General features: G+C 52.8%; 15 protein-coding genes. 7 read left to right on the top strand and 8 right to left on the bottom strand.

Going from position 1 to position 24142, the window contains the following annotated elements; all coding sequences use genetic code 11:
- Nucleotides 1-13 precede the first annotated feature (13 nt).
- Nucleotides 14-493, bottom strand: a complete 480-nt coding sequence (locus BLP79_RS02030; RefSeq protein WP_232716367.1) for an SH3 domain-containing protein — start codon at nt 491-493, stop codon at nt 14-16.
- A gap of 248 nt (nt 494-741) precedes the next feature.
- Between BLP79_RS02030 and BLP79_RS02035 the strand changes: the two genes are divergently transcribed.
- The 3 genes from BLP79_RS02035 (at nt 742) to BLP79_RS02045 (ending at nt 6315) form a co-directional block, all read left to right on the top strand.
- Nucleotides 742-1728, top strand: coding sequence for a 2-hydroxyacid dehydrogenase (locus BLP79_RS02035; protein WP_090215381.1), 987 nt, complete (start codon nt 742-744; stop codon nt 1726-1728).
- A gap of 35 nt (nt 1729-1763) precedes the next feature.
- On the top strand, nt 1764-3560 hold the full coding sequence (ggt, locus tag BLP79_RS02040; protein ID WP_090215384.1) for a gamma-glutamyltransferase: 1797 nt from the start codon (nt 1764-1766) through the stop codon (nt 3558-3560).
- A gap of 244 nt (nt 3561-3804) precedes the next feature.
- Nucleotides 3805-6315, top strand: a complete 2511-nt coding sequence (locus tag BLP79_RS02045) for a GcvT family protein (RefSeq protein ID WP_090215730.1) — start codon at nt 3805-3807, stop codon at nt 6313-6315.
- Nucleotides 6316-6544: 229 nt separating this feature from the next.
- On the opposite strand, the gene BLP79_RS02050 is transcribed toward BLP79_RS02045, so the two are convergent.
- Nucleotides 6545-7612, bottom strand: a complete 1068-nt coding sequence (locus BLP79_RS02050; RefSeq protein WP_090215388.1) for an NAD(P)/FAD-dependent oxidoreductase — start codon at nt 7610-7612, stop codon at nt 6545-6547.
- A complete protein-coding gene (locus BLP79_RS02055) occupies nt 7609-8550 on the bottom strand; it encodes an aldo/keto reductase (protein WP_090215391.1) in 942 nt (313 codons plus the stop codon). The genes BLP79_RS02050 and BLP79_RS02055 overlap by 4 nt, the downstream gene beginning before the upstream one ends.
- A gap of 544 nt (nt 8551-9094) precedes the next feature.
- Between BLP79_RS02055 and BLP79_RS02060 the strand changes: the two genes are divergently transcribed.
- A complete protein-coding gene (locus BLP79_RS02060) occupies nt 9095-9808 on the top strand; it encodes a trypsin-like serine peptidase (RefSeq protein WP_090215393.1) in 714 nt (237 codons plus the stop codon).
- A 144-nt stretch (nt 9809-9952) separates the two neighbouring features.
- Here the strand turns inward: BLP79_RS02060 and BLP79_RS02065 are convergent, their stop codons facing one another.
- The 4 genes from BLP79_RS02065 to BLP79_RS02080 all read right to left on the bottom strand — a co-directional run bounded on the left by BLP79_RS02065 (nt 9953) and on the right by BLP79_RS02080 (nt 17405).
- The gene (locus BLP79_RS02065) at nt 9953-11122 is read right to left on the bottom strand and encodes an HlyD family type I secretion periplasmic adaptor subunit (protein ID WP_090215396.1); all 1170 of its coding nucleotides are present in this window, start codon (nt 11120-11122) and stop codon (nt 9953-9955) included.
- Nucleotides 11119-13308 (bottom strand): ATP-binding cassette domain-containing protein, encoded by a 2190-nt coding sequence (locus BLP79_RS02070; protein WP_232716365.1) that lies wholly within the window; start codon nt 13306-13308, stop codon nt 11119-11121. The genes BLP79_RS02065 and BLP79_RS02070 overlap by 4 nt, the downstream gene beginning before the upstream one ends.
- A 134-nt stretch (nt 13309-13442) precedes the next feature.
- Entirely contained in the window at nt 13443-14750 is a 1308-nt protein-coding gene (locus BLP79_RS02075; RefSeq protein ID WP_090215399.1) for a TolC family protein, read from the bottom strand.
- Nucleotides 14751-14816: 66 nt separating this feature from the next.
- A complete protein-coding gene (locus BLP79_RS02080) occupies nt 14817-17405 on the bottom strand; it encodes an Ig-like domain-containing protein (RefSeq protein ID WP_090215402.1) in 2589 nt (862 codons plus the stop codon).
- A gap of 715 nt (nt 17406-18120) precedes the next feature.
- Between BLP79_RS02080 and BLP79_RS02085 the strand changes: the two genes are divergently transcribed.
- From BLP79_RS02085 to BLP79_RS02095, 3 genes are read left to right on the top strand one after another with little or no spacing between them, the layout of a single operon-like run.
- The gene (locus tag BLP79_RS02085) at nt 18121-20055 is read left to right on the top strand and encodes a PrkA family serine protein kinase (protein ID WP_090215404.1); all 1935 of its coding nucleotides are present in this window, start codon (nt 18121-18123) and stop codon (nt 20053-20055) included.
- A gap of 14 nt (nt 20056-20069) precedes the next feature.
- Nucleotides 20070-21404 (top strand): YeaH/YhbH family protein, encoded by a 1335-nt coding sequence (locus BLP79_RS02090; RefSeq protein ID WP_090215407.1) that lies wholly within the window; start codon nt 20070-20072, stop codon nt 21402-21404.
- Nucleotides 21394-22905 (top strand): SpoVR family protein, encoded by a 1512-nt coding sequence (locus tag BLP79_RS02095; protein WP_090215411.1) that lies wholly within the window; start codon nt 21394-21396, stop codon nt 22903-22905. The genes BLP79_RS02090 and BLP79_RS02095 overlap by 11 nt, the downstream gene beginning before the upstream one ends.
- 47 nt (nt 22906-22952) lie before the next feature.
- Here the strand turns inward: BLP79_RS02095 and BLP79_RS02100 are convergent, their stop codons facing one another.
- Complete coding sequence (locus tag BLP79_RS02100; RefSeq protein WP_090215738.1) at nt 22953-24065, bottom strand: S-(hydroxymethyl)glutathione dehydrogenase/class III alcohol dehydrogenase; 1113 nt, start codon at nt 24063-24065, stop codon at nt 22953-22955.
- Nucleotides 24066-24142 lie beyond the last annotated feature (77 nt).

The raw sequence follows: 24142 nt of genomic DNA on the forward strand, positions 1-24142 counted from the left end.
TAGGCTAGGCGAATTATTCGCGTATCTCATCCGGGGCAACGCCCCATAGTTGGTGTTTTTGAACCCAGCCTTTGTAGCCGTCCGCTGAGATTTTACACCAGTCCCTGCTGCATTCTCCAAGACGGGCAACAACGCCAAGTTCAAATGCGGCGGTGACTTGGGACTGTGGGTCTGGACGTGCATGAACCTGCAAAAGGTCTTCTTCGATTAGAACTGTGCGTGCCCCTGAAAGCAGGGCATAATGCACCCAGCCGCCAGCGCCATCCCGGTCCTGCACACGGCGCCAATGACCGTATTCTGCGGTGATTTCCAGTGGCATGCCGCGGCGTTTGAAGACCCAGTCTACGCGGTGCGTCAGTGAGGGACCACGGCGCACGTTGCTTTCAGTAGCTTTCATTGAGACAAAACGCGGGAGCGGTAAGTTTGTTACGGGGCCGCGTTTGTCAGCTGCGATTGCAGTGCCGCCTGTCAGGACAGCAAGACCTATTAGCACCGTTGCGCGCAAGCAATAAGTCGAAAATTTCACGTGCCTGTTCACTCTTATTGGTGTTTTGATTCTGCTCTTTTGCGAAACCTTAGCGCAAATTGCCAGCCTTGCCATCCGGGAACCTTCTCAGTTCTCTGCACTGCTGCTGACTTGCACAAAAGCTGTGCTCAAAACGACTTGGGTTCTTGTGCCCGCTTGCGTCCTCGTTCACGATGCCATGGAAGGTTGAGACTGCAAAGCGGAGGGGGGCGCAGATGCCAAGAGAACGTCTGAGTGTTGTTGTAACGCGACGGTTGCCGGAACCTGTGGAAACCCGGTTGTGCGAATTGTTTGACGTCAAACTGCGCGATGAGGATCGCCCTATGTCGCGCTCTGAACTGGCGCAGGCTTTGCAAGAGGCGGATGTCTTGGTTCCGACCGTGACCGATACAATAGATGCCGCCCTGTTGGGGCAAGCTGGTGAACAGCTGAAACTTATCGCCAATTATGGCGCAGGCGTTGATCACATTGACGTCGCCACCGCGCGCGAGCGTGGCGTATTGGTTTCAAACACACCAGGTGTGCTGACAGATGACACGGCTGATATGGCTATGGCCTTGATCATGGCGGTTGTTCGTCGGGTGCCCGAAGGGCTTGCCATGATGCAAAAAGGAGAATGGGAAGGCTGGGCCCCAACCGCACTGATGGGCGGGCGCCTTGCTGGGCGCCGTATTGGGATTCTCGGCATGGGTGGTATTGGTCAGGCTGTGGCGCGTCGCGCGGCAGCTTTTGGGATGCAAGTTCACTATCACAATCGACGTCGTTTGCATGCTGAAGCTGAAAAGCAGCTTGAGGCCACCTATTGGGAAAGTCTTGATCAGATGGTGGCTCGTATGGATGTGATTTCCGTCAATTGCCCGTCTACACCTTCGACATTTCATTTGATGAACGCACGCCGCTTGAAGCTGATGAAACCGGATGCGGTGCTGGTCAATACTTCACGTGGGGAAGTGGTGGATGAAAACGCGCTGACGCGTATGCTGCGTGCAGGTGAAATCGCTGGGGCCGGGCTGGATGTTTATGAGAATGGCAGCGCGGTGAACCCACGCTTGCGTGAATTGTCTAATGTCGTCCTTTTGCCGCATATGGGCTCGGCCACCGTGGAGGGGCGGATTGAGATGGGCGAGAAAGTTTTGTTAAATATCAAAACGTTTGAAGATGGACATCGGCCACCAGATCAGGTGGTACCATCAATGCTGTAGGCTGAATTTACGGCCGGAAAAAAGGAGTGTATTTCATGAAAGTTATAGTTTCGGCAGGGGTGTCCTGTGCATTGCTTGTGGGTGCAGCTTATGCCCAAGAGGCAGCAGATGCGGTTGCGCCGGAAGAGGCCACTCAAGGAGAAGCGCAGGCTTTGACTGAGGCTGCATTATTTGCACAAGCCAAGAAGGCGGCTGGCAAAGTTGTTGAATCCACAGATTGGATGATCGCTGCTGCCAACCCGCTTGCAGTTGAAGCCGGGGCAGCTGTGCTTGACGCTGGTGGAACCGCAGCGGATGCGATGGTGGCGGTACAGACTGTACTGGGCCTCGTCGAGCCGCAATCTTCGGGTCTGGGCGGCGGCGCCTTTCTTGTTTGGTACGACGCTGAAGCGGGAGAGCTGACCACGCTTGATGCGCGCGAAACTGCACCTTTGGCTGCGACGCCGTCTCTATTTCAGGATGAAGCAGGCGAACCTTTGAAGTTCTTTGATGCTGTTGTGGGTGGTCTTTCGGTGGGAACACCGGGAACGCCAGCTTTGCTGGAAGAGGCGCACCGCCGCTGGGGGCGTGCCAATTGGGGATCCTTGTTTGAGGCAGGGATCACGCTTGCCGATAAAGGGTTTGCGGTTTCCCCGCGCATGGCGCAATCGATCGCCCGCGATGCAGACCGGTTGAGCCGGTTCCCCGAAACAGCAGCTTATTTTGTGCCAAATGGTGCGCCTTTGGCTGAGGGGCAAATCGTGCAAAACAAAGCTTATGCAAATGTGTTGCGTGCATTGGCGGCAGAAGGTGCAGATGCGTTTTATACCGGTGCAATCGCTGCGGACATCGTGAAAACAGTTCAGACCGCTGAGGGCAATCCGGGTGTTCTGTCTGAAACCGATCTGGCGCTTTATACAGTTAAGGAACGTCCAGCCGTTTGTGCGACCTACCGCGCGTATGAAGCCTGCGGCATGGGGCCGCCATCCTCGGGTGCGCTTACAGTGGGTCAGATTCTCGGTCTGCTGGGGCAATATGATCTGGCTGCCCTTGGTGCCGAGAAACCCGAAAGCTGGCGTTTGATCGGGGATGCGTCGCGCCTCGCCTTTGCGGATCGGGGGCGTTACATGGCGGATAGTGATTTTGTGCCAATGCCAACGCAGGGCCTGGTGGATAATAGCTATCTGGCTGAGCGTGCGAAACTGCTAGCGAGCGAAACCGCGCTTGAGAGTGCAGATCCCGGCACCCCAGTCTTTGATCATGCAGGGCTTGCACCACGCTGGGCGGATGATCAATCGATTGAGTTTCCATCAACATCACATATTTCAATTGTAGACCAATACGGCAACGTCTTGTCGATGACGACCACCATCGAAAACGGATTTGGCTCGCGCCTGATGACAAATGGTTTCTTGCTGAACAATGAGCTGACAGATTTCTCATTCCGTACGCACAAAGACGGAGTGCCAATCGCAAATCGTCTGGAACCCGGCAAGCGCCCGCGCTCTTCGATGGCGCCGACGATCGTGATGCAAGATGGTAAGCCCGTGTTGGCGATTGGTTCACCTGGTGGCAGTCGCATCATTGGATATGTTGCCAAAACCATCATCGCTTGGGCGGATTGGGGTATGACGGTGCAAGAAGCGATTGAGCTGCCGCATCTTGTGAACCGCTTTGGGACATATGATCTGGAAGAGGGCACAAAGGCTACAGATTTTGAGCAGGGCCTGACCGATCTTGGATATGAGGTTAATGTGCGCGGGCTAAATTCCGGCCTTCATGCAATTGAAATCGGAGAGACGTTGAAAGGTGGTGCAGACCCACGGCGGGAAGGCATCGCAATCGGCGGATAATTTCCGCAAATATCAGAGCCACCTTAGTTTTCCTAAGGTGACTGCCAAATAGAGACACCGGCGTCAGATATTTAAGGCGTCGGTGTCTTTTATTTTGTGGATGTTTTGAGGTGTGACAATTATTTGCGCAGAGCGCCGTGGGCGTCGGTTTTGTCGTTTTTTAGGTCGGATGGATTTCGCGGATAGTCCCGTATTTTTGCCTATACTACGCTAGGATTCTTTAATGGACGTGGAGCGCGGCAATATGAAAACTGAAGTCAAAGCGCTGGTTGTGGGTGGCGGTGCCATCGGTGCCTCGATTGCGTATCATCTGGCAAAAGCGGGCTGGGATGATGTGATGCTGATCGAACGCGATGAGTTGACCTCAGGCTCTACATGGCATGCGGCGGGCCTGCTGCCCCTGTTCAATATGTCTTATGCGACGACGCATATTCATAAATACTCGGTTGATTTCTATAAAACGCTTGAAGCGGAAACGGGTCTGAACGCTGGTTTTGCGGTTGTTGGCAATCTGCGCATGGCGCAGACACAAGAGCGTATGGATGAATATATGCTGTATGCGTCCACTGCGGAAACATGTGGTGTGAACTATGAATGGCTTACCCCGGATCAGATCAAAGAGCGCTGGCCTTTGATCAAGACTGAGGATCTGAAAGGCGCGATCTATCACACCGAGGATGGTTATATTAATCCAGCTGATGTGACGCAGGCGATGGCCAAAGGCGCACGCCAGCGCGGTGTTGATATCGTGCGCAAACTTCAGGCGGACGCTTTCCATTGGACTGGTAGCCATTGGGAAGTGACTTGCACCAAGATGATTGAAAAAGGCGGCAATCTTGTTCCTTCGGAAGAGCAGGTGGTGATTACGGCTGAACATGTGGTGACGGCGTCCGGCAATCATGCACAGCGCACGGCCAAGATGTTGGGGATTAAAATTCCGGCGGTTCCAGTCGAACACCAGTTTATCGTGACAGATGTAGATCCTGCTCTGCAGGCCTATCGCGAAGCTGGTAATCCAGAGCATCCGGTTATTCGCGATGCAGATGCGCAGTCGTATGTGCGCGAAGAACGCGGTGGCTGGATTCTGGGGGTCTATGAGAAAAACGCACCGGCCTGTTTTGAACATGGCGTGCCTGACAGTTTCCGCGCCGATCTCTTCCCGTTGGATCTGGAGCGGATCGAAGATCAGTATATGGCGATGATCCATCGTATGCCGTCATCCGAGGAATGCGGGCTGAAGGACGATTTTAACGGTCCGATTTGCTATACACCCGATGGCAATCCGCTGGTTGGCCCAGCACCGGGGCTGCGCAATATGTGGCTGGCAGAGGGCTTCTCGTTTGGGATCACGGCGGCGGGTGGCACGGGGTATTATCTGGCCCAGATGATGGTGAATGGCGAAGCCGAAATCGATATGGCGAGCCTTGACCCAAAGCGCTATTCCTCAAACTGGATGACAACCGAATTTGCAGCACGCAAAAATGAAGAGTGCTACGACCACGTTTATATCCTGCATCACCCGGACGAAGAACGCCCCGCTGCACGCCCGTTGCGCACCTCGCCTGCATATGATCGTCAAAAGGCGCGCGGTGCGCAATTTGGTTGGGTTAATGGATGGGAGCGTCCAAATTATTACGGCCCTCTTGATGCACCGGCACATTTTGATGAAGAAAGCCGCTCGTTCCGTCGTGGAAAGTGGTGGCAACACGCTGTTGATGAAGCCAAGGCAATCCGCGAAGGCGTAGGTTTGGTCGATGCAACGGCCTTTACCAAACATGTGGTAAAAGGGCCTGGTGCGACGCAGTTCCTGGATTGGTTTACCTGCAATAAACTGCCTAAAGTGGGCCGGATTAACCTGACTTACGCACTGACCTCAGCAGGGACAACCCGTACAGAATATACCATCGTGCGCAATGGCGAGAATTCTTATTACCTTGTCTCTGCTGGCGCATGGACTGAATATGATGCGGATTATCTGCGCAAAGCGGCTGAAGATAAGATGGAAGAGTTCGGCTATATTGAAATTCAGGATGTGACCACACAGTGGGGTGTTTTTGCCATCGCAGGCCCCAAAGCGCGGGATGTGTTGAAAGAAGTGATCGTAGATGCAGATCCTGAGACAGCCTTGTCGAACAAGCGTTTCCCGTGGCTGTCCGCGCGACAGATTGAGCTGGGCATGTGCCCGGTGAATGCGATCCGTGTCGCCTATACCGGTGAACTTGGCTGGGAGCTGCACCACCCGATTGAAATGCAGAATTACCTGTTTGATTTGTTAGAAAAGGCAGGCGAGGCGCACGGGATGAAGCTGGTCGGTGCTCGGGCACAAAACTGGCTGCGTCAGGAAAAATCCTATCGTGCATTTGGCACGGAACTGGGTCGCGATGCGACGCCGCAAGAAGCCGATCTGCCGCGCTTTATTGACCTGTCGAAAGAGTTCCATGGCAAAGGTGCTATGGTAGAAACTGGTGTGCGCTTTAAGTGTGTGACAGTTCTGATCGATGGGCCAACTGACGCGGATCCATGGGGGCGTGAGGTGCTTTACGCTGAGGATGGTGTCACACGTGTCGGCCGGTTGACGTCAGGTGGTTATTCTGTCGCCTTCGAGAAATCTATTGGCATGGGATATGTGCGACCTGAGGATGCGATCGAAGGGACAAAGCTCAAAGTAAAGATGCAGGATCAGCTGTGGGATGCAGTTGTTACCTGTGACAGCCCTTATGATCCGAAAAATGAAACTATTCGCCAAAATGGCTGAGCAATTCAAATTGAGAGTGTGACCCAAACCCCGGCTCATAGTCGGGGTTTTTGATATTCGGTGTTCTCCCGCCCGTCACCATTCGTATCAGAGATCCGAAAGGTTCCCGTTGGGCTCAGCAGGCCGCGCCTTTGGCGCGGCCTGCTGAGCCCCTGTGGCGACGGACATAGTCCGGCGCAAAGCCTCTTTTGTTGAAGACCTGACAAAGCGCGGATCACTTGAAGAGGGATCAAAACCTTGCAGGTGATAGTGCGGCCAATAACTTTGGATCAAATCCAGTCTCTTCACCTGTAATGATGTCAGAAATCAGTTTGGCAGAGGCTGGAGCGGTCTGGAAACCGTATCCGCCTTGCCCGGCATACCATATGAAATGCGGATCACTTGGATCTGCTCCGAACACAGGGTTGCCATCGGGAGCAAAAGATCGGAGTCCGGCCCAGCTTGTTTCCAAGCGTGTGACTGTAAATTCCACGGCCTCTTCAAAACGAGCGAGCCCTTCTGCCAGTATCATATCATCTGCCCAGGCGTCATGCGGTTTGGTTGGATCGGCGTCAGCAGGGGAGACCAACAGCTTACCTGATTGTGGTTTTGTATACCATGCTTCCCCTGCCGCCATGATCATTGGCCAGGTCATTGGATCATGGCCTTGTGGGGCGGGCAGCTGTGCCATCGAACGTCTTTTCGCGACGAGGCCAACAGGCCTGCATCCGGCGCGTTCTGCGATTTCGTCAGCCCAGGCACCTGCTGCATTGATGATATAACGGGCGTAGATTTCTAGTGTGCCCGCGGTCACGCGCCATCCTTGTGAGTGTCTTTCGATACTTTCAACCCCACAGCGACAGTGGATTTCGCCACCGTGATTTCGTAGATCACGTGCCCAGTCCTGCATAAGGCGATCTGTATCCAAGTCTGCGGCTTCTGGATGGTATGCTGCACGGTGCAGATAGGTTGGGTTCAAAACAGGGACAAGATCGCGGGCTTCATTGGCGGAAATCTCTGCACACTGTAAATTGATGCAATCGCGTTCAAACAAGGCGTTGTCAGCCGCTGGTGCTATCAAAAGGAACCCACGTGGGCTGAGATATCCCCCTGTCTGTAGTGGGGTAGCGCTGGCTCTGCTGAGTTCGACAATCGGAGCCGGGCCATAGTTTTCTTCAAACATCGCTGCGGATCGCCCTGAGGTGTGATAGCCCAGTGTGTCTTCTTGTTCGAGCAGAACCACAGATCCATGCTTTGCGAGATGGGCGCCTGCACCAAGCCCGGCAACGCCACCCCCAACAACAAGAAAATCAATCATTCCGTTGTTTCTTCTAGCCGGTCTGTTGCGGGCGCAGGACGCGGGCTGAGCGCTGCCAACTCCTCATAGAGCGCGGGCGTCAGGGCATAGTGGGCAGCTTTTAGCGAAGGGCGCAGTTGTTCCTCGGAACGGGCTGATAAGATGGGAGTCGGGTTGCTCTCATGCGCGGCAGCCCAGGCAACAGCGAGCGTTGCTGGATTGACTCCTTCGCGCTCTGCAACCTTGGTAAGGTTTTTCGCACAGTCGTACATCCAGCTTTGACCGTAGCGCGCCGCATAGCGTTTGTCTTCAGTCAAGCGCCCGCTCTCACCTTTGGCGTATTTGCCGGTTAGCAGGCCTCCACCCAGAGGCGAATAAGGAATAGGTGTAATATCCAGATCTTTGCACATGGGCAGGATTTCAACCTCGGCCTGCCGTTTAACCAACGAGTACATTGGCTGCAGCACATCAATTTTTAGATCTAACTCCGAGGCTGCCCAAGCGGCTTTTACCACCTGCCAAGCCGCAAAGTTAGATAGGCCTACATAGCGAATGCGATTTTTCAGTTTTTGCTCTGCAAACCAACCCAGAGTGGCGCGCAGATCAGTGTCTGGATCAAATTGATGCAGATACAAAAGATCAACACTGTCTTGATTGAGGCGCTGGCGGCTGGTCTCAAACTGCGCGTCAAGATTTGCGGGCCCGGCTCCGCCGCTATAGCCTACTTTGGTTGCAAGCAGTATATCCTCACGGCAGGAGGCGATCATCTCACCCAAGAGCGTTTCGCTTTGGCCATCAGTGTACAGCCAAGCCGTGTCAAAGTGGCGAAGACCTGCCGTACGGCAGGCTTCAAACATTTCGCGCGATGCGGTGGCATCCGCGCGGCCGCCAAATTGCATCGTTCCAAAAACATATTGCCCGTGCGATGCGCCGGATGGTGTTGTTAATACCGCAGTCATCAGGCTGCTCCTTTTAGCATAAGTTCGCTTAAGGCCTAGAGAGTGCCTATGTGTGGGGCAAGTAATTTGACGGTCACGGTACAATATACTCCAAAGACGGATATCTTGGCAGTGTGGCTGAGGCCGGTCAAAGATCTGATGTTTCCTAAGAAATTTGACGAATAAAGCAGGCTGCCCACATTTCGCATGTCAGAGATTCGGACATATTTGGGTCATAAAGCGGTGATTCCCTGCGTACGGCAAGAGAACGAGAGGCTATATTAAGCTTTGAAGGGGCTTTGTTCATGCTTTGCGGGAGGATATTTACCTCTTGGAAAGTTATTATTTAACAGGTGATTGAATAAATTTTTTCACTAAGTGTGCAGTTTATGCGTGCAGAACCCCTTATTTTTGCGATTATCACTTAGAGATTAACCTGGGGGGGTTAGTGATTTGTTACGTCTGCCACATTCTGTCCGCACAGCGGCCACATCAATGCAAATTGAGGCCTCATTCCAGCCACACCACTGAAGGAATTTATGAACGTGGGAAGTTGGAGTGGACTATGAGACAACTTTTAGCGGCAGTTGCTGCATGCCTTATGTTAGGCAGTGCTGGTAACGTTACCGCCCAGGACCGCGTGGGCACCCAAAGTAAAGTCACCGGATGGGAAGCCGTGGGGCGGCTGAACATCGCAGGTCGCAACATGTGCACAGGTGCTTTGATTGCGCCCAACCTTGTGTTGACAGCTGCGCATTGCCTTTATGATCCGTCAAATGGCCGCGCGGTCGATCCAACAACGATCCGGTTTGAGGCGGGTTTGGACGGTCGTTATGCGAAAGCCGCGCGAGGGGTTGCGAAGGCTGTGCTTCATCCGCAGTATCGCTACCGTCCACCGGGAAAGGCACAGATTGGTCACGACTTGGCAGTGCTGCGTCTGGACCGCCCGATCAGCTCGGAGTTTATCCAGCCTTTTGCAACGTCGTCGCAGGCGAACCGCGGGGATGCTGTGGGCGTGATGTCCTATAATTATGTTGAGCGTAATCGCCCCAATTGGGAGCAACCGTGCCATGTTATCGCACGCAAAGCGCAAACCCTAGTGATGAATTGCACAGTAGATTTTGGTGCGTCTGGCGCGCCAGTGTTTGAAGTGCGTCCAGGACGTGCACCGCGACTGATTTCAGTTATTTCGGCGAAAGCCGCCATGGGCAATCAACGTGTGTCGATCGGCACGGCCCTGGACAAAAATTTGTGGGAGCTGGTACGCCGCGCTGGATAAAATCCAACCACACATTCGATCAATCCCAGAAAACCCTGCGCCAGAATGGCTGCGGGTTTTTGGCGTTTAAGGGAAAAGCGGTGTGTTGTTCTTACATTTCATAAGAAACGACTGACTTAAGCCTACACTGTAGGGCACAAAATACTATGGCTCGCGTAGCGCGTCTTTGGATTTGTAGAGCGGTTTCAGAAGGTATTGCAGGATCGTTTTGCTGCCCGTCTGCAATTCTGCTGTTGCGCGCATGCCTGGGCGGATCTGTATTGCGTGCTGACGTTCTGTAAAGCTGCTGCGGTCCACACGCACGGTAACGCGATAAAACGGTTCGGCGCGTGGATTGCGATCGTCTTCAAAGGTGTCTGCGGACACAAAATCTACCTTACCGCGCAAGGATCCGTAGATCGTATAGTCATAGGCCGAGAGCTTTACTGTGGCGTCTTGTCCGGGTTGCACGCTCGCGATGTTCTCAGGTTTCACGCGTGCCTCTACGAAAAGCTCTTCCCCCAAAGGAATGATTTCAAAGATTTCTTCACCGGGGCGGATGACGCCGCCAATTGTGGTGACGGCCATATTGTTGACAATCCCTTGCATCGGCGAGGTGATGATGGTCCGGTCCAACTGGTCACGTGCAATGCGCAGCTCCTGACGACGCGATGTTAGCTCCTGAAGAGTGAGCGAATACTCTTCGGCGAGTTGAAGCTCGTTCTGGGTGCCAATCTCAGTGAATTTGGCCTGTGCGTCTGTTACGGCTTTTTGCGCGTTGTTCACCTCTAGCAAAGCAACGATGTTCTGTTTGTGCAGTCGCTCAAGGTTTTTTAATTCGCTGATCAATTGGTCAAGGATCTGTTTTGAGCTTTCCCGGCGACTTTGAAAATCCGTTTGGCGGGCTTTGATCAAAGCCTGTTCTGAGGCAAGAATGTGGGGTGAGCGCGCTTTCAGCTCTGCGTTGACGTCAAATTCAAAACCACCTGAAACCTCTGCTTCAAGACGGTATTGTTTGATTTCAAGCGCATCGATCTGATCCTGCAGATCGTCCACTTTTGTTTGAAACCTAGTGTCTTGTAGCTTTGCCAGAATTTGACCGGCTTGAACAACATCCCCTTGGCGGACTTGTAGTTCTGCAAGAATACCGCCTTCAAGGTTTTGCACGATCTGCGCGCGTGAGGACGAGACGACTTCGCCGTCGGCTCGCACGATTTCATCTACCCACGCAAAGGTTGCCCAGCCCAGAAAAACCAAAAGGGCTGCGCCCACGATATAGATGATACGGCTAGAGAATTGTGCTGCTTGGGCCATATCCTGTTGGGGGGCGTTCATTTCTTTTCACCAGATGACGCAAGGTGCGCAAGCACCTGATCCCGTGGCCCATCAACCACCATACGGCCTGCCTGCAGGATTAAGGTACGATTTGTCAGCTGCAGGATTGGCATACGGTGGGTCGCAATTACGGCGGTACGACCTTGTAACCAGGTGTCCAAACGGCTCACCAATGTGCGTTCGAGGGTTTGGTCAAGCGAGGCAGTCGGCTCGTCCAACAATACAATTGATGGGTTTTGCAGCCACAGACGGGCCCAGCCGATAGATTGACGTTGACCAATAGACAAGCCACCACCGCTGTCGCCGATCACCAGATCCAGACCTTTGTGGTGATTGCGCACATAAGCACCCAGACCGGCAAAATCGAGTGCTGCCATCAGGCGATCGTCATTGCGCTCTAGCAAGTTCATGTTGAGGTTCTCGCGCAAAGTGCCTGCAAAGAGACGGATATCCTGACTGAGATAGCCAATATGACGGCGCAAATCGCGAGGATCAATTTGGTTCATATCGGTGCCATCAATCATGACGCGACCCTGATCAGGCGCATAGAGCCCGGTGAGCAGTTTGAGCAGCGTTGATTTGCCTGAACCATTCACACCAAGGATTGCGACCCGTTGACCAGGAGTGATCGCGACTGCGGGCACATCGACGGTGGGAGACCCATCGTCATCATAGCGGAAGACCACTTCGCGCAGCTCAAATCGTCCCTCAAAGGATTCACGACGCAGGTAACTGCGATCATCTTCTTTTTCCTGGGCAGCTGTTGCGATTGCTTCTAGTCCTTCCAGCGCTCCTTTGACGTTGCTCCACCGTGCAAGCGTGCCTGCAAACTGTGTGAGTGGCGCAAGGGTGCGGCTGGTTAAGATACCAGTGGCAATGATGGTTCCAACAGTGAATTCGCCCTTGAAGACCATAAATGTCCCAAAAACAACGGCAGAAATATAGGTGAATTGCTGGATGCCTTGTGACCAGTAGGTAAGCGCGCTGGACAGGCGACGTTGTTCGGCTGCGGAGTATGAGGACAATGTGTTCAGCTCATCCCAAAGCCGTAGAACACGATCTTCGCCCCGCTGGGTTTTCAGCGTATCAAGCTCGGTCACCACCTCGTGCAACAGGCGGCCGGCTTTTGCGTTTGCGCCTTGTGTCTGACGGGTAAGCGCGATCATTTTGCGCTGCATGAAATAGGCCGGTGCCAGCATCAAGATTGCGCCTAGCATCAGCACCCAGACAATTGGGCCAGCGATTGAGGCGACCAAAAGCAGGAAGATTGCGATGAACGGGATATCCGCAAGCGTCGAAATCGTGGACGAGGTAAAGAATTCCCGGACGGAGCCGAAATCGCGCATGGCCGCGAACAGGCCTGAGGGGGGCAGGGGTTTCTTGTCAGAGCGCATGCCAATCAGGCGGCGCATCAGGTTGCGCTGCACAGAGAGTTCTATCTGACGGCCCGCAGTATCGGTCAAACGCGCCCGCGCCAGCTTCAGGATACCTTCCAGACCGATGGCCAGAAATGCTCCTACAGCAAGCACCCAAAGTGTTGCTTGCGATTGGTGCGGGACAACACGGTCGTACACTTGAAGCGAGAATAAGGCGACAGAGACCGCAAGGATATTGGCCACAAGTGAGCCAAGCATAATTTCGCTCACCTGACGGCGGTATTTGCGGAATTCACCCCAGAACCAATGCTTGCCCCCCAACAGGGGCGTATGGCGCGCGGCCATTTGATCCAAGGACGGGCTTGCACCAAGAGTCGCACCTGTAAAGAACGGCTGGAAATCTGAGACAGGGACTTCGGCGCGGTGCTCCGGGCAGGTCAGATCAAAGATGCTGAGCGTGTCGTTGTCTTGTGCCAGCACCAGAACGCACTGGCCATTGTTCATCATCGCGATGGCAGGCCAGACATCTGGGGTCAGCGAAACGTTTGACGTGATTGTAGGGTTAAGCCCCGCAGTTTCCACAGCTCGCGCCATGGTTTCAAAGGTCACGTCGCCGGGGTTATTGCTCCAGAGAAAATCGGTGACGTCGCTGATTGGGGTTTCTACCCCGTTCATCGCATTGAGTGTCGAAACCAATGTTGCCCGGTGCTGAATGCGCGATGAAGCGCCTTCAACCAGCGCATGTACTTCAGATGCACTGTCGTCACCGCCTTCTAGACGGATTGTTTCGATCTCTACCTCACCTGACAGAACTGTTGCTTGTGAAGCGTCTGTACTGTCATCGATTGGTGCAGCATCGTTTGAAACAGCCCGCAGTTGTGGCTGTTTGCGTCTGCTCGTCTGGTCATCCGTGGTCTGGATACCATCGTTCGGGGTGTGCTCGCTCAAATTCTGTCCCCGTCTGCCAGGAGTCCTTGATCACGTGCCATTTCTATCTGGATCTGGATCACTTCATATTTTGCTTCAATACGGGCCAGCTCGCGGCGGGTATATTCTTCATAGATGTTCACAACATCCAGAACCGTCCGTTGACCAGCTTCAAACTGTGCTTTGAACAGCTTGTATGTCTCATAGCTGGTACGGGCAAGGCGCGTTGTTTCTTCTTCCTGCCGCCGGAAGGAGGTAAGCCGTTGCAGATGGCGACTGTAGGCGCGGCGCGAGTCCTCTTCAGCCTCGGAAATCTGGCGGCGTGCGATTTCTTTTGTCGCTTCGATAGCCTTGATTGCAGAAGGGGTACCAAGGCCAAGAGGCTGTCCCAGACCTGCCGTAAGACCTGCGCCAGAGCTTACACCAGAACCACCTGTCGTGAGGTTGCCGCTCGCTGAGATTTGCGGCAGCAGGCTGGCTCGTTCAACTTCGGCGCGAGCAATGCTGCGGTTGGCTTCTGATTGCGCCAGAAGCACACGCATGAAACCGGCCGCTTCGGGGGGCGTGCCAATCACCAATTTTTGCGGTTGAACGTGAAAATCCTGCCCTGTGAGCGCATAAAGTTCGGCCCGCGCAGTTGACGCGCGTTCCGATGCCGTAGACGCACCTGAGCGAATTCCTGCGATTTTGCTTTGCACGACACGGAGATCTGAATGGTCAGAAACACCGCCATTCACACGGCCTTGCACAACCCGTTCAAACTCTCCCATCTGGCGGAGGGCTTTTTCACCAAAACGGGCTTGTTCTTCGCCCAACTGGCTTTGGATGTAAAGGTTCAAGGCGGTTTCAACGCGGGTGTTTTGATCGATTGACAGGTTGACCGCTGCCACTTCAACATCTGCCGCAGCGAACTCACGCTCGAACTTGCGACGTCCGTTGTCAAACAACACTTGTTCAATCAAAAGGCCTGCCACCATATCGCCGAGATCTGTCAGACTCACGGTAGGACCAAGCGTTGGGAGCCAGTTTTTTGATTGCGCCTCTGCGCGCAGTTTCGCGCTAATCAGTTCAGCCTCAGCAGAACGCGCGGATGCTGTCAGCGCGGTTTGCGCAACTGTGTTGTAGATACTGGTATCTTCAAGCAGCGAGCGTCGTGCTTTTAATTGCTCAATCAAATCCGATTTTTGTTTCTGGCCAGATTGGTCAAAATTCGTAACGGAATCGACGTTAAAATCCGGTTCCTTCGCTGTCATGAAGGGCAGTTGTTCGACACAGCCAGCCAATATGCACTGCGAGATGAGAGCGCCAATTGCAAATCGTTTCATCCGACCTCCTTGCCCGTGTGGGCATTGCGCGCCCGGCAGATGTGGTCAGCCTGCCGGGCGCGGAGTTTAGATAACGACGTTGACGTTTTCTTCGACGATCAGGGTCGCGCCATCAGTGCCCACTGTGTAGACATTGAAGGTCTCGCCATTGATGTCGCGCTGTTCGGTGAGTGTTGCCCCTGTGACAGTGACCGTGTCGTCATTGCTGCCTTGGACAACCAAAGTATCTGTATCGCCAGACAGAGCGCGAATGTCGGCTTCGGTGATGGTCAGGTTTGCGTTGTCGCTTTCATCGAGGTTGAGGCTCTCAATATCAAACGCATCAAGACCTGTGTTGGTCAAAAGATCCCGGCCAGATACCGCATCCTCTAGGACCACAACGCTAGAGGCTGTGTTATTTGCGTCATCCGTGCCAGTTACCACAAGAACGGAACCATCGGAGATATCGCCAAGGTTATCAACACGGAAGGTTGTCGTGGTTGAAGTCTCACCTGTGATTGCATCGGTGGATGTGCTGCTGCCAAAGCTGCCATCAACAGCGGTGAGGCTGCCATTGTCCGCCAGAGTACTTACGCTGAGGCCAGAGAGTTCTTCTGCAAAAATGAGATCTTGAACAGAGCCGTTAACGCGTAAGGAGCTTTCGAAACTTGGCGCGCCTTCGGTATCGACCGCAAAGCTTTCGGTGATGCTGTCGGTGTTGCCTGCGGCATCGGTTGCGGTAATGGTTGCAATCGATGTGTAAGTGCCTTCTGGGAAGGTGTTTGCTGGAACGGCGACGCTCCATGCTCCGCTTGCATTTACAGTTGCGTTAAACTGTTGACCTGGCAGGCTATCAAAAGTGACGACGACTGAAGAGCCTGCTTCCACAGTTCCAGTCAGGGTGACTTCTGCTTCGCGTTCTGCTTCGTTGATGATGTCATCTGCAGTCTGATCGTCTTCTACAGTCAGTTCATTGACCAGACGGTCCACTCGGACATCATGTGTGACGGTATCGCCAACGTTGCCTGCCGCATCAACGATTGAGATCGTCGCGGTAACATCGGTTTCCCCTGCAGGAATCAGCGATGCTGCATAATCGATCGACCAAGTGCCATCATCCGCAACAAGTGCCGTTTGTGTCGTGCCCAACGCGACAACGGTTACTGTTGCGCCAGCTTCGCCTGTACCGGATAGGGTCACGCCATCGGCCGCCTCAGCAGCATTGATAACATCGTCCGTTTCTACGGTGCCTACAGTGGCGACAGGTGCGACTGTATCAACTTCAAAGGTGTGTGTGGTGGTAGAGCTGTTGCCATTTGAATCTGTCGCAGTGACGGTTGCAGTGGCTTCATATTCACCGGCAGTAAACAGGGCTGCGCCAAATGCGGCGGACCATGTGCCGTCTGCTCCGACTGTGGTTGAAACCGTTTCGCCAAGCAGTTCTACTGAGAGGGTTGCCCCAGCTTCGCCTGTGCCTGAGATTGTAACACCGTCAGAAACTTCTGCAGCGTTGGCAAAATCATCGCCTTCCACCGCGTTAAACTCTGTAACTGGCGCATCGGTGTCGACGACCAGCGTTTCGCTGATTGTTGTGGTGTTGCCAAAAGAGTCGCTGCTGGAGATCGAAACAGCGGTTTCATAAGTCCCGGTCTCAATCTCAGAAGATGTGAATGTCACGCTCCACGTGCCATCTTCGGCGACCGTTGTTTCACGCGTGGTGCCGTTGATCAGAACCGAGACAGTTGCGCCAGCTTCGCCCGTACCTGCAATAACCGTACCGCTTTCGTGTTCGGACGCATTGATGATCTCACCAACAGACTCAGTACCAGCGGTCACTTCTACAGGAGGAGGTGTGGTATCAATATTGACGGACGGGCCGTCCAACTCATGGTTGACCCCGTCCGGGTCATCGACAGTGACAGTCACTTCATAGCTGCCGTCGGCTGGGAGATCACCCGGTTGGAAAGAGACACCCCAGATGCCATCGTCATCAATAACAGTTGTTTGTTCAACGCCACCGATGTTGACGAGTACTTCAGAGCCAGGCGCGCCGGTTCCTGTGATTTCAACGGCTTCTGTTGTGTTTCCTGATACGTTTACAATTGCATCTGGATCATCAACGGTTGGGACGGTGGTATTGCCGCCATCGCCACTGTCGCTGCTTGACCCATCGCCACCGCCGCTACCAGCTGCGAGCGCGCCTGCACCAATCACGCCTGCGGCCGCAGCTGCGGTGCCAAGCCCGCCCAAACCACCAAGCAATGGAGCCACAAGAGGAGCGACCACAGGTTCGATGCGATCTAAGCCAAGGAACGTGAGGTCATCATAAGCGCTCCACTTCCCAGATAGATCCAATGTTTCGTAAGTGGGAAACAGCATGCCTTCCGCGCGGTCTTCCAGAAGAACTTCGATGAATTCCCCGTCTTCGCTGAGGAACAGGTTTTTTTGACCCGTGATGCCTTGCGCAAAGTAATTGTCCAGAACCAGCGTTTGCCCATCCACTGTCACAATTTGGAGGTCGTTGCCGATGCGTTGGTAGCTTTGAACATCCTGAGTGCGGAGATTGAGAGAGATGTCTTTCGCACTTGTCGCATCGACAAGCGGAGCCCCTTCAGCAAACTCACCATGTTGTTTCGTACCCGATAGATCACGGGTTATATATGCAACCGTACTCATTTTTTTACCACTCGATAAAGGGTACTCTGATGCCCGCCATGAAAACGGATCGCAGTGTTAGCCCTGTGTTCGCCTAATTTTGCTGCAGCTTTATGATTGGCCGCTTTTGGAGCATATTGTGGCAAATTTTAGTCACATGTCTAGCCAAGCTAAGGCAGGCAGGTGTGTTAAAGTACATTAACCGTGTCTATTCTGCAGCAATCTTGCCCAGAGACTGTGTATAACTCAGGAAGCCGTGAGCGTTATGGGCTTCAATCCAATGTTATCAATGGTACGCCTCATTGAGAAACGCTGTAACTTTAGCAAAATACCAAGCGTTTATTGCGAATCGTAGTGGCGGCATCTGCTTGATACGACCTCGGTGCATCACACTATTTCGTTGCCATACGCACAGGCTCTCTCGATCATGTGAGAAGAGATTTATGTTCAAATTTAGCGAATTTAAATAAAAATAAACTTGTTCCAGATAGCCTGAGAACCACATCTGTAGTAAGATAGAAAAAAAGCAGAGTATCCAATGTGGACATCGTTCCACAGGTGAAGACCCCATCTCGCGGGGCGACCTCAGCGCGTGCCACCTAAGCTGGCGCGGAGCAGATATCAGAATTTAAGAACGACGCGGACACCTCATAGCCCACGTGCAGGGCGCTATTGTCTGCGTGCAATGTAAAACCCCAGGAGGACGGGCACACAAAAGATCAGGAGGCTTGATCATATGTCGAATATCGCTGAACTTTTTGCCGAGCAGTACGGTCAAACTAAAGAGCAGGAGATGTCCTTGCAGGACTATTTGTCTGCCTGTCGGGATGATCCAAGCATGTACGCCAATGTGGCGGAGCGAATGCTTAAGGCAATTGGAGACGAGGAGCTGGTTGATACGTCCAAGGACGCAAGGTTAGGCCCGATTTTTCAGAACCGAACGATTAAGCGATACAACGCCTTTAAAGATTTCTACGGCATGGAGGACACGATTGAACGTATCGTGGGATATTTCCGCCATGCCGCCCAGGGGTTGGAGGAACGTAAGCAGATCCTCTATCTTCTTGGACCTGTAGGCGGGGGGAAGTCATCTCTTGCAGAACGCCTCAAACGACTGATCGAAGACCAGCCAATTTATGTGCTCAAAGCTGGTGATCAGGTTTCTCCGATTTTTGAAAGCCCACTTGGCCTGTTTGATCCCATCAAGATGGGCCGGACGCTTGAGAAAGAGTTTGGCATACTGCCGCATCGCTTGCCTGGGTTGATGTCACCTTGGGCGGTTGAACGTCTTGATGAATTTGAGGGTGACATCAATAAATTCTCAGTCGTACGTCTCTATCCCTCCCGTTTGCGCCGTATCTGCGTGGCCAAGGTAGAGCCGGGAGACGAGAATAATCAGGATATTTCAACGCTTGTTGGTAAGGTTGATATCCGTCAGCTTGAACATTTTAGTCAAGACAATCCAGATGCTTACAGTTTCTCGGGTGGTTTGAACCGCGCGACCCAAGGTGTCTTGGAATTTGTGGAGATGTTTAAGGCCCCCATCAAGATGCTCCATCCGTTGCTGACGGCAACGCAGGAAGGCAACTATATGGGCACCGAAAGTTTTGGCGCGATTCCCTTTTCAGGTTTGATCCTTGCGCACTCAAACGAAAGCGAATGGCAAACGTTCAAGAACAACAAAAACAATGAAGCGTTCATTGATCGGGTGTCCATCGTGAAGGTGCCCTACTGCCTGCGTGTCAGCGACGAGGCGGAAATTTACCACAAGCTGATCGAAGGCAGTGAGCTGCGGGATGCGCCTTGCGCGCCCGAGACGTTGAAAATCCTCAGCCGGTTCTCTGTGCTGACACGTCTGAAGCCACATGAAAATTCAAACCTTTACAGCAAAATGCGTGTCTATGACGGGGAAAGCCTGAAAGATACGGATCCGAAGGCCAAGACGGTTCAGGAATATCAGGACCGTGCAGGTGTGGATGAGGGGATGAACGGGGTTTCAACCCGGTTTGCTTTCAAGGTTCTGAGCTCGGTTTTCAACTTTGATACGGATGAAGTCGCCGCGGATCCCGTGCATTTGATGTATGTCCTAGAGCAAATGATCAAGCGCGAGCAGTTCCCGCAGGAGGTTGAACAGAAATACCTTGAGTTCATCAAAACCGAGCTGGCGCCACGTTATGAGGAGTTCATCGGCAATGAGATCCAGAAAGCCTATCTGGAAAGCTATACAGAATATGGCCAGAACGTCTTTGATCGTTATATCGCCCATGCGGATGCATGGATTGAAGAGCAAGATTATAAAGACCCAGATACCGGCCAGCTATATGATCGCGAAATCCTAGATGCAGAGCTGAGCAAGATTGAAAAGCCTTGTGGCATCGCCAATCCCAAAGATTTCCGCAACGAGGTGGTTAAATTCTCTTTGCGCCACCGCGCCAATACGGGATCAAACCCGGCCTGGAATTCGTATGAAAAGCTGCGCGATGTGATTGAAAAGCACATGTTCAGTCAGGTTGAAGAGCTTTTGCCTGTGATCTCCTTTGGCAGCAAGAAAGACAGTAAAACCGAAAGCAAACATCAGGAGTTTGTCGAACGGATGCGCAGCCACGGATATACAGATCGCCAAGTTCGGCGTCTGGTGGAATGGTATATGCGCGTCAATAAAGCGGGATAAGGTGGGGGTCGCCAATGCATCATTTCATTGACCGGCGCGCCAATCCGAAAGGCAAAAGTCTGGGAAACCGGCAACGGTTCCTAAGACGCGCGCGCGAAAATATCAAAGAACGGGTTGATAAATCCGTTCGCGATAAGTCGATACAGGGTGGTGTAGATGCCACCCGCGGTGGGGAAAAGGTAACGATCCCTTCGAAAGGCCTCAAAGAGCCGCGCCTCTATCATGATTCCAAGGGCGGAAAACGGCAATACGTCCTGCCTGGCAATAAAGAGTTTGTGGTCGGAGATGAAATCAAACGCCCCGGTGGGGATAGCGGAGAAGGAGGCCGCAAAGGATCTGACGATGGAGAAGGAAACGATGAGTTCTCCTTTACCCTGACGCAGGATGAGTATCTGGAAATCCTGTTTGATGGCCTGGAACTGCCTGACCTTGTGGAAAAGGCCACAGTTGAGACGGAAACGATTGGTACGCGCCGGGCGGGGCTGACAACTGCAGGCACGCCAAACAACCTTAATCTTGTACGTACAATGAGAAATTCGTTGGGGCGACGTATTGCATTGCAACGCCCGTCTATGGGGAAACAGCGAGAGCTTGAAGCGCAGATCGCGGATTTGGAAGCGCAGGAACCCCGGAATGTCTCACAGCAGGAATTGTTGGAAAGCCTTCAAAAGCAATTGGACACGCTTAAGCGCAAGCGCCGGGTTGTAGGGTATATTGACCCGCTTGATCTGCGCTATGATACCTATGTTCCCGAGAAAATCCGCAACTCTCGCGCTGTTGTTTTTTGCCTGATGGATGTTTCCGGTTCGATGCAGGAACGGGAAAAGGAGTTGGCCAAACGGTTCTTCCTGTTGCTTCATTTGTTTTTGGAGCGTTGCTATGAGCATACAGAGCTGGTTTTTGTGCGTCACACGCATCACGCACAAGAAGTGGACGAAGAGACCTTCTTTTATGCGCGCGAGACCGGGGGGACCATCGTTTCAACGGCTCTGGAGAAGATGAAAGAAATTATCGAGGAACGCTATCCGCCGGATGAATGGAACATCTATGGGGCGCAGGCCTCAGATGGTGAGAACTTTGGCAATGATTCACTGCGCTGTAAAAACCTGTTGTTGCAGCATCTTTTGCCGATTTGTCAGTATTACGCTTATGTTGAAATCGTTGAGGAACGTGCCGAGCATTTGCTGTTGAATCCAGATGCGGGTGAAGATCTGTGGCAAAACTATCGTGAAGTCAAAGCGCAAGCTGCGCATTTTGAAATGCAGCGGGTGGCCTTTGCAGAACATATCTATCCGATTTTCCGTGAGTTCTTTTTACCCAAGGTTAAAGGAGGTTTGAATGTTGGATAAAACCGATCAGGAACCTTTGTTTGATGGGCCAGAATGGACGTTTCCACTGTTGGAAAAGGCTCGGGATGCGATTGAAAAAATCGCGCTTGGCGACTTGGGGTTGGATGTTTACCCCAATCAGATAGAGATTATCTCGGCCGAACAAATGCTGGATGCTTATTCCTGCGTCGGCCTGCCGCTGATGTATCAGCATTGGTCTTTTGGTAAACATTTCGCACGAGATGAAGCGCTCTATCGCACCGGACGGCAGGGGCTGGCCTATGAAATCGTGATCAATTCCAATCCTTGCATCAGCTATAATATGGAAGAAAACACCATGGCGATGCAGGCCTTGGTGATGGCGCATGCCGCGTTTGGGCACAATCATTTCTTTAAAAACAACTATCTGTTCCGGCAGTGGACCGACGCAGAGGGCATTCATGATTATCTGGCCTTTGCCAAAAACTATATTGCAGCCTGTGAAGAGCGTCATGGCATTGATGCGGTTGAGGAAATTCTGGATGCGGCCCATGCGTTACAGTCGCAAGGCGTGTTTCGGTATGGCCGCCCGCCAAAACCAACAGCTGAAGAGCTGATGGCGATGTCAAAACTGCGTGAGGGTTACGAGAGTGCTCAAAGCGTGTTGGACATCTGGACTGACGCGATTATGGGAGATGACAAGAGCGGACAGAGTGACGGCGGTGCCTATGGGCAACGGCGCAAAGATATGAATATGCCGCAAGAGAACATTCTGTATTTCCTAGAAAAACATAGCCCCGTGCTGGAAACGTGGCAGCGTGAGATTTTGCGGATTGTGCGAACGCTTGCGCAGTATTTTTATCCGCAGAAACAAACCAAGGTGATGAACGAAGGTTGTGCGACCTTTGTGCATTACTACATCATAAACGAGCTGCATGATCAGGGCTTGATTACCCAAGGGGCCTTTATGGAGATCATGCACAGCCATACGAATGTTGTTTTGCAGCCAGAATTTGATGATCCACGGTTTTCTGGTATCAATCCGTACGCGCTGGGCTTTGCAATGATGCAGGACATTCGTCGTATTTGTGAAACCCCAACAGACGAAGATCGTGAATGGTTTCCAGAATTTGCCGGGGATCCTGATTGGCGCAAAGTCTTGCGGGATGCTTGGGCGAATTATCGGGACGAAAGTTTTATACAGCAGTTCCTGTCGCCTCATTTGATCCGCAAATTCAAACTGTTTGCGCTCAGCGATGAGGAAGATCAGGCAAACCTCATGGTGAGCTCGATCCACAATCGTGCAGGCTATAAGGCGATCCGTCGAGGGCTCGCGCATCAATATGATCTGGCCTATCAGGAACCGGATATACAGGTTGCAGATGCAGATTTGAAAGGTGATCGTGAGTTAAAGCTTATTCATACCGTGCGCGATGGCATTCACCTGCATGACGCTGACAAAGAAGAAGTGCTGATTCATCTGCGCAGATTGTGGGGATATGAGGTTCGCTTGGACGCGGTTGAGGTGCAAAGCAACATCTAGGAGAAAAGCAAAAACGCAGACCCGATTGAGTCTGCGTTTTGTTGTCATTAGAATTCTACAACCGCTCTGATGGATTTTCCTTCATGCATTAGATCAAAGCCTTCATTGATTTGATCCAGGGAAAGTTTGTGAGTGATCATGGGGTCAATCTCGATTTTTCCATCCATGTACCAGTCGACAATTTTTGGCACATCGGTGCGACCAGAGGCTCCGCCAAAGGCAGTACCGCGCCAGCTGCGCCCTGTGACCAGTTGGAAGGGACGGGTTGAGATTTCTGCACCTGCGGGGGCTACGCCAATGATAATGGATTCACCCCAGCCCTTATGTGCTGCTTCCAGTGCGGTGCGCATCACATTTACATTGCCCGTCGCATCAAAGGTATAATCGGCCCCACCGCCTGTGAGCTCTACCAAATGAGCCACAAGGTCGCCTTCGACATCAGCGGGGTTCACAAAGTCAGTCATTCCAAATTTGGTGGCCATCTCAACTTTGCTTGGGTTGAGGTCGACACCGACGATTTGATCCGCACCTGCCAAACGCAGTCCTTGAATGACGTTCAGGCCGATCCCGCCGAGGCCAAAAACGATGCCGGTGGAGCCGATCTCAACCTTGGCCGTGTTGATGACAGCACCAATGCCGGTGGTGACACCGCAACCGATGTAGCAGATTTTATCAAATGGTGCGTCTGAACGAACCTTTGCAAGTGCAATTTCAGGGACAACTGTGTGGTTCGCGAAAGTAGAACACCCCATGTAGTGATGGATCGGAGTGCCGTCCAACATGGAGAACCGGGTCGAGCCATCCGGTAACAAGCCTTGGCCTTGCGTTTCGCGGATAGACTGGCAAAGGTTAGTCTTTGGATTGAGGCAATATTCGCACTCCCGACATTCGGGTGTATATAACGGGATAACATGATCCCCAACCTCTAGGCTGGTGACGCCTTCACCGACTTCGATAACAACGCCTGCGCCTTCGTGGCCTAAAATGGCTGGAAAGATCCCTTCGGGATCATCGCCTGAGCGTGTAAACTCATCCGTATGGCAAAGGCCTGTGGCTTTGATTTCAACCAGAACCTCGCCCGCACGTGGGCCCTCCAAATTGACTTCCATAACCTCCAAAGGTTTACCGGCTGCTACGGCAACTGCGGCACGGGTGCGCATCATGATGACCTCCATCGTGTATTGGCGTGGCGCGCCCCGTTGATTGGTTTGCGCACAAATGTAACGTCGAACTTGGT

The organism is Epibacterium ulvae (assembly GCF_900102795.1).
Classification (GTDB): Bacteria; Pseudomonadota; Alphaproteobacteria; order Rhodobacterales; family Rhodobacteraceae; genus Epibacterium; species Epibacterium ulvae.